The sequence below is a fragment of the uncultured Subdoligranulum sp. genome, assembly GCF_963931595.1.
In the GTDB taxonomy this organism is placed as follows: domain Bacteria; phylum Bacillota; class Clostridia; order Oscillospirales; family Ruminococcaceae; genus Gemmiger.
Window position 1 is genome coordinate 2,979,502 of the sequence record NZ_OZ007030.1, and the last position, 11,738, is coordinate 2,991,239.

General features: G+C 58.5%; 13 protein-coding genes and 1 pseudogene. All 14 read left to right on the forward strand.

What is annotated here, in order from left to right:
- Positions 1-150: 150 nt before the first annotated feature.
- A complete protein-coding gene (locus ABGT73_RS14185; RefSeq protein WP_346670288.1) occupies positions 151-972 on the forward strand; it encodes a ParA family protein in 822 nt (273 codons plus the stop codon).
- Entirely contained in the window at positions 929-1,864 is a 936-nt protein-coding gene (locus ABGT73_RS14190) for a ParB/RepB/Spo0J family partition protein (protein ID WP_346670289.1), read from the forward strand. Before ABGT73_RS14185 ends, ABGT73_RS14190 begins: the two co-directional genes overlap by 44 nt.
- A gap of 13 nt (positions 1,865-1,877) precedes the next feature.
- Entirely contained in the window at positions 1,878-2,156 is a 279-nt protein-coding gene (locus ABGT73_RS14195; RefSeq protein WP_346670290.1) for a DUF5720 family protein, read from the forward strand.
- 30 nt (positions 2,157-2,186) lie between these two features.
- Positions 2,187-2,372, forward strand: coding sequence for a hypothetical protein (locus ABGT73_RS14200; RefSeq protein WP_346670291.1), 186 nt, complete (start codon positions 2,187-2,189; stop codon positions 2,370-2,372).
- A gap of 66 nt (positions 2,373-2,438) precedes the next feature.
- Complete coding sequence (locus tag ABGT73_RS14205; protein WP_346670292.1) at positions 2,439-3,317, forward strand: DUF6017 domain-containing protein; 879 nt, start codon at positions 2,439-2,441, stop codon at positions 3,315-3,317.
- A gap of 38 nt (positions 3,318-3,355) precedes the next feature.
- Positions 3,356-4,102: a BRO family protein gene (locus ABGT73_RS14210; protein WP_346670293.1), complete on the forward strand. Its 747-nt coding sequence runs from the start codon at positions 3,356-3,358 to the stop codon at positions 4,100-4,102.
- Between the two features lie 87 nt (positions 4,103-4,189).
- Positions 4,190-4,690, forward strand: a complete 501-nt coding sequence (locus ABGT73_RS14215; RefSeq protein ID WP_346670294.1) for a PcfB family protein — start codon at positions 4,190-4,192, stop codon at positions 4,688-4,690.
- Positions 4,687-6,516, forward strand: a complete 1,830-nt coding sequence (locus tag ABGT73_RS14220) for a VirD4-like conjugal transfer protein, CD1115 family (RefSeq protein WP_346670295.1) — start codon at positions 4,687-4,689, stop codon at positions 6,514-6,516. The genes ABGT73_RS14215 and ABGT73_RS14220 overlap by 4 nt, the downstream gene beginning before the upstream one ends.
- Before the next feature lie 216 nt (positions 6,517-6,732).
- Positions 6,733-6,951, forward strand: coding sequence for a Maff2 family mobile element protein (locus tag ABGT73_RS14225; protein ID WP_007045882.1), 219 nt, complete (start codon positions 6,733-6,735; stop codon positions 6,949-6,951).
- 69 nt (positions 6,952-7,020) lie between these two features.
- On the forward strand, positions 7,021-7,890 hold the full coding sequence (locus tag ABGT73_RS14230; RefSeq protein ID WP_346670296.1) for a VirB6/TrbL-like conjugal transfer protein, CD1112 family: 870 nt from the start codon (positions 7,021-7,023) through the stop codon (positions 7,888-7,890).
- Between the two features lie 22 nt (positions 7,891-7,912).
- Positions 7,913-8,329, forward strand: a complete 417-nt coding sequence (locus ABGT73_RS14235; protein ID WP_007045884.1) for a PrgI family protein — start codon at positions 7,913-7,915, stop codon at positions 8,327-8,329.
- Positions 8,259-10,706, forward strand: a complete 2,448-nt coding sequence (locus ABGT73_RS14240) for a VirB4-like conjugal transfer ATPase, CD1110 family (protein ID WP_346670297.1) — start codon at positions 8,259-8,261, stop codon at positions 10,704-10,706. The genes ABGT73_RS14235 and ABGT73_RS14240 overlap by 71 nt, the downstream gene beginning before the upstream one ends.
- A complete protein-coding gene (locus ABGT73_RS14245) occupies positions 10,703-11,083 on the forward strand; it encodes a DUF3851 family protein (RefSeq protein WP_054334883.1) in 381 nt (126 codons plus the stop codon). Before ABGT73_RS14240 ends, ABGT73_RS14245 begins: the two co-directional genes overlap by 4 nt.
- Positions 11,076-11,738 (forward strand): annotated as a pseudogene (locus ABGT73_RS14250) (CHAP domain-containing protein); the annotation flags it as partial. The gene ABGT73_RS14245 and the pseudogene ABGT73_RS14250, both read left to right, overlap by 8 nt.

Genomic DNA, 11,738 nt, shown 5'->3' on the forward strand with positions numbered 1-11,738 from the left:
CAGAAAGGAACTCAAAACCTTTTGATTCCAAACACAACAGAATATTGGATTTAAGCGAAGCCGTCACTTGTTTTAAGTGGCGGCTTTTGTTGTTTCCAGGGCTGTTATGCAGGCACATGACAACACCCAATCAGAAATGAGGTGAAGTCATTGAACCCACAAATCATCGCTGTCGCCAACCAGAAGGGCGGCGTCGGCAAAACGACCACCTGCGCCAACTTAGGCATCGGGCTGGCGCAGGCCGGAAAAAAGGTGCTGCTGGTGGATGCTGACCCCCAGGCCAGCCTGACCATCAGCCTGGGCAACCCGCAGCCGGACAAGCTGCCCTTTACCCTGTCGGACGCAATGGGCCGCATCCTGATGGATGAGCCGCTGCGCCCTGGCGAGGGCATCCTGCACCACCCGGAGGGCGTGGACCTCATGCCCGCCGACATCCAGCTGTCCGGCATGGAGGTGTCGCTGGTGAACGCCATGAGCCGGGAGACCATCCTGCGGCAATATCTGGACACCGTGAAGGGGCAGTATTCACATATCCTCATTGACTGCCAGCCCTCCCTGGGGATGCTCACGGTCAACGCGCTGGCCGCCGCCAACAGGATCATAGTCCCCGTCCAGGCGGAGTATCTGCCCGCCAAGGGCCTGGAGCAACTGCTGTCCACCATCAACAAGGTCAAGCGGCAGCTGAACCCCAAGCTCCAAATCGACGGCATCCTGCTGACGATGGTGGACAACCGCACCAACTTTGCCAGAGAGATCGCCGCTTTGCTGCGGGAGACCTACGGCAGCAAAATCAAGGTGTTCGGCACCGAGATCCCCCACTCGGTCCGGGCCAAAGAGACCAGCGCCGAGGGCAAGAGTATCTTCGCCCACGACCCCGGCGGCAAGGTGGCGGAAGCCTACAAGAATCTGACAAAGGAGGTGTTGACACTTGAAAAGCAGCGCGAAAAGAGTAGAGCTGGCCTCGGTCGATGACCTGTTTTCCACCGAGGAAAGCCGGGCGGACGCCCAGCGGGAGAAGGTTCTGGAAATTCCCTTGTCCGAGCTGCACCCGTTCAAGGACCACCCCTTCAAAGTCAAGGATGACGATGCCATGATGGAGACCGCCGACAGCATCCGGCAGTACGGCGTGTTGGTCCCCGCCATCGCCCGTCCCGACCCCAACGGCGGCTATGAGCTGGTCGCCGGACACCGGCGGCACCGGGCCAGTGAGTTGGCGGGCAAGGATACCATGCCGGTGATTGTCCGCGACCTGGACGACGACCAGGCCACCATCATCATGGTTGACAGCAATTTGCAGCGAGAAAGCCTGCTCCCCAGTGAGCGCGCTTTTGCCTACAAGATGAAGCTGGAGGCCATGAAACGGCAGGCTGGCAGGCCCTCAAAAAATTCCGCCCAAGTTGGGCGGAATTTTGACGGCAAGGAATCCAGAGAGATTTTGGCGGAACAGGTAGGCCAAAGCCGTAACCAGATTTCCCGCTACATCCGCCTCACTGAGCTCATCCCCGAACTGCTGGACATGGTGGATGAGAAGAAAATCGCCTTCAACCCGGCCTATGAGCTGTCTTTCCTCAAAAAAGAGGAACAAACACAGCTTCTGGACGCGATGGACAGCGAGCAGGCCACCCCCTCCCTCTCCCAAGCCCAGCGGCTGAAAAAGTACAGCCAGGAAGGGCACCTGACCCTCGACATGATGCGGGTCATCATGGGCGAGGAAAAGAAAAGCGACCTGGACAAGATCACCTTCACCAGCGACACCCTGCGCAAATATTTCCCCCGGAGCTATACGCCCCAGCGAATGCAGGAAACCATCATCAAGCTGCTGGAGGCATGGCAGCGCAAGCGCCAGCAACAGCACGACCGCTGAGAAAGGAGAGCCTATGAGGGATATTTCAGCCCGTGAGCTGAAAGGACATAACATTTTGGCTGTGGAGCGGTTCCAGGACAGCACCCGCTGGATGGTGGAGTTCATGGTTCGCAAGCCCCGCACCCCCTACGGCAGCCCCGGCGATGAGGTTCGCCTGTTTCTCACCGAGGATGGCTACCGGCAGGCCCTGGACGCCCAGCGCAGCCAGCAGATCAAGATCAAGCGGTATGCCCACGTTGTAGAGGGCCATATCCTCGATTTCAAACCGAAAAAGAAACGCCGTCGCCCGTAAACCTGCCATCTACCAAGAAAGGAATGAATTATGTGTACCGTTAGAGAGATTCAAGAGGCCATCCGTGAACACTGCCAATCCCAACATGACATGGAAAGTACCGAGATCGACCAGGTAATGCAGCGGCTGCCCTTTGACACCACGCAGGACGTTTTTTCCCGGCCCCCTGTGCCGAAGCCGCCGTATTCCTGGCGCAGCCGGAACTATCGCACCTGACCGCCGCAGTCTTTTTGAAAGATTGCGGCTTTTTTCATGCCATGAACTGAGAGAGGAGTGAAGTCAATGGCCGTTTTTCGCATTGAGCGGACCAAGAATTACACCGTAATGAGCAATTATCATCTGCGCGATAAGGCGCTGTCGCTGAAATCCAAGGGACTGCTTTCCATGATGCTGTCCTTGCCGGAGGACTGGAACTATACCACACGCGGCCTGGCGAAGATCTGCAAGGAAGGCGTGGATGCCATCGGCGGGGCGCTGCGGGAGCTGGAGAGCGCCGGGTACATTGTCCGCCACCAGATGCGGGACCGCCAGGGGCGCATCTGCGACACCGAGTACGTCATCTACGAGCAGCCCCAACCCAAAGCGCCGGATACGCCCCAGCCGGATACGGCTTCACCAGATACGGAAAACCCGTATCTGGATGACCCGGATACGGAAAAGCCCGCAGAATTAAATATAGAGAAATCAAAGACCCAAAAACAAACAACGGATGTACCCAGTACCGATTCCATTCCCTTCCGGGAATTTGCGGCGGCCAGGCCGCCGGAACGGAAAGGACGGGATGCGATGTCGGTGGAGGAAATGCAGGAGTATCGGGATTTGGTGTTGGAGAACATCGAGTACGACCACCTGTGCCGGGAGTTTTCCACCTACCGGGAGGACCTGGACGAGATCGTGGAGCTGATCGTGGAAACGGTCTGCGCCAGGCGCAAGACCACCCGGATCGCCGGGGCGGACTTTCCCCACGAGGTCGTTCGGTCGCGGTTTTTGAAGCTGGACAGCTCCCACATCGAGTTCGTCATGGAGTGCCTGCACAACAACACCACCGAGGTCCGCAACATGAAGCAATACCTGCTGACCGTGCTGTTCAACGCGCCCACCACCATGAACAACCACTACACGGCCCAGGTCAACCACGATATGCACGCAGGCGGCTGGTAACGGCCGCTTTTCTGCTGCACCGCCCAAGGAGGCACGATATGAACCAGATGGAGATTTTCAAGAACCCGGAGTTTGGCAGTATCCGGGTCATCGAGGAAGATGGCAAATTCCTGTTTTCTGGTTTGGATGTGGCAAATGCGCTTGGATACAGCAATTCCCGCGCTTCAATTTCCAGGCATTGCCGGTACGTCACGAAACGCGACGTACCCCATCCACAAAACTCAGGGAAAACCATTCAGATGACTTTTATCCCCGAAGGCGACGTGTACCGCCTCATCGTCCACAGCAAGCTGCCCTCGGCGGAACGTTTTGAGCGCTGGGTGTTCGATGAGGTGCTGCCCAGCATCCGCCAGCATGGGGCCTACCTTACCAGGGACAAGCTGTGGGAGGTCGCCACTTCCCCGGAAGCCCTGCTGAAGCTCTGCACCGACCTGCTGGCTGAGCGCGAGAAAAACGCGGCGCTGCGGGAGGACAATGCCCGGCTGCAAAGCAAAGCCGTCTACTACGACCTGTTCATCGACCTGCACCACAGTACCAACCTGCGCACCACCGCCAAGGAGCTGGACGTGCCGGAGCGGCGCTTTGTCCGCTTCCTGCTGGAACGGCGATTCGTCTACCGAACCCCCTCCGGCTGCGTGCTGCCCTACGCCAAGAGCGCCAACGATGGGCTGTTCTGTGTGCGGGACTACTACCGCAACGGCCACACCGGCTCCTACACGCTGGTGACGCCCAAGGGCAAACTGCACTTTGCCGGTCTGCGTGACCTGATTCTGGTGACGGTATGACGGGCCGGTATCTTCTGCGGCGGCTGGTGGTCCCGCCTTAGTACCCAAGGCCACCCACTGCATAACCGACGAAGGGAGGGATGACCTATGCAGGAGGAAGTGGAAAATAGAACCCTGACGCTGATCGTCAGCGGCACCAAGTTTACCGGCAGGCTATTCAAAGCCGCCGTATCCAAGTACATGGCCCACCGCAAGGAGAAAAAGCTGGAGAAGCAGCGCAGCCGGGATTCTCCCGTCACCCCCAAGGGCAAGCAGACGGTAAAACAGCTCATCGGTCAGAACCAGGGCGTCTCCAACATCGAGATCAACGACCCATCCATCCGGGATTTTGAACGCATCGCCCGCAAGTACGGCGTGGACTATGCGGTGAAAAAGGACCGCAGCGCCTCCCCGCCCAAGTACCTGATTTTCTTCAAGGCCCGCGACGCCGACGCCCTGACGGCGGCATTCTCGGAGTACACCCAGAAGAAGGTCAAGAAGGCCGACCGCAGCGAGCGCCCGTCGGTGCTGGAGAAGCTCAGCCACTTCAAGGAACTTATTAAAAATGCGGTTGTGGACAGGACAAAGCGGAAGGAGTTGGAACGATGAAGCAGCTGAATATGAAAAAGCTGGTGCTGCTGAACCTGCCCTATTTTCTGCTGGGCCTGTTTGCCACCAACCTGGGCGAAGCCTGGCGGCTGGCTGTTGGGGCGGATGCGTCAGCTAAACTGCTCTCGTTTTTCTCCACCCTGCCGGTGGCGCTGGGGAGTTGGTGGCCCAGCCTGCACCCGCTGGATCTGGCTGTGGGTCTGTGCTGCGGCGCTGGCCTGCGGCTGGCGGTGTACCTGAAAGGCAAGAACGCCAAGAGGTACCGCCACAATGTGGAGTATGGTTCGGCCCGTTGGGGCACCCATGACGATATTGCCCCCTACATCGACCCGGTGTTCCAGAACAACGTCATTCTGACCCAAACCGAACGGCTCACCATGTCCAGCCGCCCCAAGAACCCCAAGTATGCCCGCAACAAAAACGTGCTGGTCATCGGCGGTTCCGGCAGCGGCAAGACCCGCTTCTGGCTCAAGCCCAACCTGATGCAGATGCACAGCTCCTATGTAGTCACCGACCCCAAGGGCACTATTTTGGTGGAGTGCGGCAAGATGCTCCAGCGGGGGGCGCCCAAGCTGGGCAAGGACGGCAAGCCGGTGAAGGACAAGAACGGCAAGGTCATCTACGAGCCGTACCAGATCAAGGTGCTGAACACCATCAACTTCAAAAAGTCGATGCACTATAACCCCTTCAGCTATATCCACAGCGAAAAGGATATTTTGAAATTGGTCACGACCCTGATCGCCAACACCAAGGGCGAGGGCAAGGCCGGGGACGATTTTTGGGTCAAGGCCGAGACGCTGCTGTACTGCGCCCTCATCGGCTACATCCACTACGAGGCCCCGGTAGAGGAACAGAACTTCTCCACCCTCATCGAGATGATCAACAGCATGGAGGTCCGGGAGGACGATGAGGAGTTCAAAAATGCCGTTGACCTGATGTTTGATGAGCTGAAAGAGCGGGAACCCAACCACTTTGCGGTGCGCCAATATGCCAAATATAAATTGGCCGCGGGCAAAACTGCGAAGTCGATTTTGGTAAGCTGCGGCGCACGGCTGGCGGTGTTTGACATTGCCGAGCTGCGGGAGGTCACAGCCTATGACGAGCTGGAGCTGGACACCCTGGGCGACCGACGGACGGCGCTGTTCCTCATTATGAGCGACACGGACGATTCCTTTAATTTCTTAATCTCCATGTGCTACACCCAGCTGTTCAACTTGCTCTGTGAAAAGGCCGACGATGTGTACGGCGGGCGGCTGCCGGTCCATGTGCGGTGCCTCATCGACGAGTGCGCCAACATCGGCCAGATCCCCAAGCTGGAAAAGCTGGTCGCCACCATCCGAAGCCGGGAGATTTCCGCCTGCCTGGTATTGCAGGCACAGAGCCAGCTCAAGGCCATCTACAAGGACAACGCCGACACCATCATCGGAAATATGGATTCTTCCATCTTTCTGGGCGGCAAGGAGCCGACCACGCTCAAGGAGCTGGAAGCTGTGCTGGGCAAGGAAACCATTGACACCTACAACACCGGCGAGAGCCGGGGGCGGGAGACTTCCCACTCGCTCAACTATCAAAAATTGGGGAAGGCGCTGATGAGCCAGGATGAGCTGGCCGTCATGGACGGCGGCAAGTGCATCTTGCAGCTGCGCGGGGTGCGGCCGTTTTTGTCGGACAAGTACGACATCACCCAGCACCCCAACTACAAGTACACCGCTGACGCCGACCCGAAGAACGCCTTTGACATCGAAGGCTACCTCAAGGCCCGGCTGAAGCTCAAACCCAACCAGATCTGCGACGTGTATGAGATCGACGCCGCAGCTGGCGATTGATGTTCCGCTGCGAAAGGAGGGGTCCTATCTACCCGCCACAACCGCCCCGCTGGGGCCATCGGCGTACAAAGCGGACGATCTCTATCAAAATAATGAAAAAGGAGGAAGGCCGGAGTCAAGCCCCCCGGAAACTGGGCGGCAGATTGTCCGGCTTTTGTATGCCTATGAACCATGACTAAATCAAACTTTTCAAACTGATTCCGGCCAACTTTATTTATGGAATTTTTCAATCAGGCAATCACCGTTCTCCAGACCCTCGTTATCGCCCTCGGTGCCGGTCTCGGCGTGTGGGGCGTCATCAACCTGCTGGAGGGATATGGCAACGACAATCCTGGGGCCAAAAGCCAGGGCATGAAACAGCTCATGGCGGGCGCAGGCGTCGCCATCGTCGGCATGGTGCTGGTGCCCCTGCTGTCCGGCCTGTTCACTGTCTGATCGTAACCCGCTGAAATCCTCGCCCCCTCCCGCGCACAGCGGGAGGGGCAGAAAGGAGGCTGACACCGTATGGATTTCTTATTGGATGCCCTGACCAACTGGCTCAAAGAAATGCTGGTGGGCGGCATCATGGGAAACTTAACGGGGATGTTCGACAACGTGAACCGGCAGGTCGCGGACATCGCCACGCAGGTGGGCCAGACCCCGCAGGGGTGGAACGGCGATATTTTCAGCATGATCCAGAACCTCTCCAACTCCATCATGGTGCCGATTGCAGGCGTGATCCTGGCCATCGTGATGACGCTGGAGTTGATCCAGATGATAACCGACCGCAACAACCTGCATGACGTGGACACCTGGATGATCTTCAAATGGGTGTTCAAATCCGCTGCTGCGATTTTGCTCGTCACCAACACCTGGAACCTTGTCATGGGTGTGTTCGACATGGCCCAGAGCGTGGTGGCCCAGGCGTCCGGCATCATCGGTTCGGACGCTTCCATCGACATCTCCGCTGTTATGACCGATATGGAGTCCCGGCTGATGGATATGGACCTGGGGCCGTTGTTCGGCCTGTGGTTCCAGTCGCTCTTTATCGGCATTACCATGTGGGCGCTGTATATCTGCATTTTCATCGTCATTTATGGCCGTATGATCGAAATTTACCTTGTCACGTCGGTGGCCCCCATCCCGATGGCGACCATGATGGGCAAGGAATGGGGCGGCATGGGCCAGAACTACCTGCGCAGCCTGCTGGCTCTGGGCTTCCAGGCATTTTTGATTATCGTCTGTGTAGCGATCTACGCCGTACTGGTGCAGAACATCGCCACCGAGGAGGACATCATCATGGCGATCTGGAGCTGTGTGGGCTATACCGTGCTGCTGTGTTTTACGCTGTTCAAGACCGGCAGCCTGTCCAAAGCCGTATTCAACGCACATTGACCCGGAAGGAGGGAATTTACCAATGGCTTATGTACCCGTACCCAAAGACCTGACGAAAGTCAAAACCAAGGTCGCATTCAACTTAACCAAGAGGCAGCTTGTCTGCTTCGGCTGCGGGGCGCTCATCGGCGTGCCGCTTTTCTTTTTGCTCCGGGGTCCTGCTGGCAACAGCGTGGCGGCCATGTGCATGATGCTCGTCATGCTGCCCTTCTTCATGCTGGCGATGTATGAAAAACACGGCCAGCCCCTGGAAAAGATCATCGGCAACATTCTCAAGGTGGCCGTCATCCGGCCCAAGCAGCGTCCCTACCGCACCAACAACTTCTATGCCGTGTTGGAGCGGCAGGCAAATCTCGACAAGGAGGTGTATGACATTGTTCGCGGCAAAGACAAAGCGGCAGGCCGAACCGGCAGAGCCGCAGACCAGACCCCGGCGTAAGCTGTCCCGCGCCGAACGCAAACAGATCGAGGCAGCGATTGCCCGCGCCAACCGCACGGGCAAAAAGGAACAGTCCGCCCAGGACAGCATTCCCTATGAACGGATGTGGCCGGACGGCATCTGCAAGGTGGCGGATGGCCGCTACACGAAAACCATCCAGTTCCAGGACATCAACTACCAGCTGAGCCAGAACGAGGACAAGACCGCCATCTTTGAAGGCTGGTGCGATTTCCTCAACTATTTTGACAGCTCCATCCGTTTCCAGCTGTCCTTTTTGAACCTGGCGGCGTCCCAGGAGACCTTCGCCAACAGTATCACCATCCCGGCCCAGGGGGATGACTTTGACCCCATCCGGGTGGAGTACACGCAGATGCTGCAAAACCAGCTGGCGCGGGGCAACAACGGCCTCATCAAGACCAAGTACCTGACCTTTTCCATCGAGGCCGACAGCATCCGTTCCGCCAAGCCCCGGCTGGAGCGTATCGAGACCGATGTGCTGAACAACTTCAAGCGGCTGGGCGTGGCCGCCGAGGTCCTGGACGGCAAAGCCCGGCTGGCCCAGCTTCACGCCATCTTCCACATGGACGAGCAGGCACCGTTCCAGTTCGAGTGGGACTGGCTGGCTCCCAGCGGACTTTCCACCAAAGACTTTATCGCTCCGTCCGGCTTTGAGTTCCGCACCGGCAAGCAGTTCCGCATGGGAAAGAAGTACGGGGCCGTCAGCTTCGTGCAGATTCTGGCCCCGGAACTGAATGACCGTATGCTGGCGGATTTTCTCGATATGGAAAGTTCCCTCATTGTGAATCTGCACATCCAGTCGGTGGATCAGGTGAAGGCCATCAAGACGGTGAAGCGCAAGATCACCGACCTGGACCGCAGCAAGATCGAGGAACAGAAAAAGGCCGTCCGCGCCGGGTATGACATGGACATCATCCCCTCCGACCTTGCCACCTACGGGGCCGAGGCCAAGAAGCTGTTGCAGGACCTGCAAAGCCGCAACGAGCGGATGTTCCTGGTGACGTTCCTGGTGCTGAACACCGCCGACAATCCCCGCCAGCTGGGCAACAACATCTTCCAGGCCAGCTCCATCGCGCAAAAGTACAACTGCCAGCTGACCCGGCTGGACTTCCAGCAGGAGGAAGGCTTGATGTCCTCTCTGCCGCTGGGGCTGAACCAGGTGGAAATTCAGCGGGGGCTGACTACCAGCTCCACCGCCATCTTCGTGCCGTTCACGACCCAGGAGCTTTTTCAGAACGGCAAGGAGGCGCTGTACTACGGCATCAACGCCCTGTCCAACAACCTCATCATGGTGGACCGCAAACTGCTGAAAAACCCCAACGGCCTGATTCTGGGTACGCCGGGCAGCGGCAAATCGTTCAGCGCCAAGCGCGAGATCGCCAACTGCTTCCTGCTGACTTCGGATGATGTCATCATCTGCGACCCGGAGGCCGAGTACGCGCCGCTGGTGGAGCGCCTGCACGGGCAGGTCATCAAGATTTCGCCCACCTCCACCAACTACATCAACCCGATGGACCTGAACCTGGACTATTCGGACGATGAAAGCCCGCTGTCGCTGAAATCCGACTTTATCCTGTCGCTGTGTGAACTGATTGTGGGCGGCAAGGACGGATTGCAGCCGGTGCAGAAAACCATCATTGACCGCTGTGTGCGGCTGGTGTATCAGGACTACCTCAACGATCCGCGCCCGGAGAATATGCCCATTCTGGAGGATTTGTACGACCTGCTGCGGGCGCAGGATGAGAAAGAAGCGCAGTACATCGCCACGGCGCTGGAAATCTACGTCACCGGCTCCCTCAACGTGTTCAACCACCGCAGCAACGTGGACATCAACAACCGCATTGTCTGCTATGACATCAAGGAGCTGGGCAAGCAGCTGAAAAAGATCGGTATGTTGGTGGTCCAGGACCAGGTGTGGAACCGCGTCACCATCAACCGCGCTGCCCACAAGTCTACCCGCTACTACATCGACGAGATGCACCTGCTCTTGAAAGAGGAACAGACTGCCGCCTACACGGTGGAGATTTGGAAGCGGTTCCGAAAGTGGGGCGGCATTCCCACGGGCATCACCCAGAACGTGAAGGACCTGCTTTCTTCCCGCGAGGTGGAGAACATCTTTGAAAACTCCGACTTCGTGTATATGCTCAACCAGGCGGGCGGTGACCGGCAGATTTTGGCCCGGCAGCTGGGTATTTCCCCGCACCAGCTGTCCTATGTGACCCACTCCGGCGAGGGCGAGGGGCTGCTGTTCTACGGCTCCACCATCCTGCCCTTTGTGGACCACTTCCCCAAGAATACCGAACTGTATCGCATTATGACGACCAAACCCCAGGAAATGAAGGAGGCTGATGGACGATGAAACCCGAAATTCTGCATAACGACCACATGATGTTTCTGGACCGGGCGCTGGAAACCCAGCGCACCGCGCTGCTGACGGCGATGGCGGACGCCGTTTCCGAGTGCCGCACGGCGGCGGACCAGGCCGCTGAACTGACTGAAACCGGCGAAATTGGCCTGCTGCGGCTGGTGGAGATTCTGTGCGCCGCCAAGGTCCAGCGCGGGCAGGCCGGAGGTGCCGTGCTGGAGGGCACCGAGGTCCAGATTTTGGCCGACGTGGTGGCCCAGCTCTACGCCTGCCTGACCGAGTGCCGCTTCGTGGGTCCGCTGGGGCTGGCGGCCTATGCGGAGCTTTCCAGCATGGCGGCCTCCCTCATGCTGGGAGAATGGTTTGATTAAGGAACCGCGCCTGCGCTTCACCGAGGAAGAACGGGCGGACCCGGCACTGGAAAAGCCCATCCGCAAGGCGGAAAAGGCCGCCGCCAAAGCGGACAAGGCGCAGGCAAAAATCCCGAAAAAGCAGGTCAAACGGGCCAAGGTGGACCCCAAGACCGGCAAGGTCACGACCAAGCTGGTGCTGGAGGATAAGCCCCGGCCGCCCTCCAAGCTGTCCCATACGGTGCGGGACGCGCCGGGCAACGCAGTGGCGGGCAAGCTCCATCAGGAGATCCGCAAAACCGAGGACGATAACGTGGGCGTGGAAAGCGCCCACAAGTCCGAGGAAGCTGTGGAGACCGGCGTGCATCTGGCGAGGGAGGGCTACCGCAGCCACAAACTGAAACCTTACCGCAAGGCCGCCCTAGCCGAGCAGAAGCTGGAAAAGGCCAACATCGAGGCGCTGTTCCAGAAATCCGTCTATGAAAACCCTGCGGCTGCCAGCAACCCGCTGTCTCGCTGGCAGCAGAAACAGCAGATCAAGAAGCAGTACGCCGCCGCCAAACGGGCCGCGCAGTCCGGCGGGACCGCCGCCGGTGCCGCGCAAAAATCCGGCAAGGCAGCCAAAACGGTCAAAGAAAAGGCCCAGCAGGCCGGTGCCTATGTGATGCAGCACAAG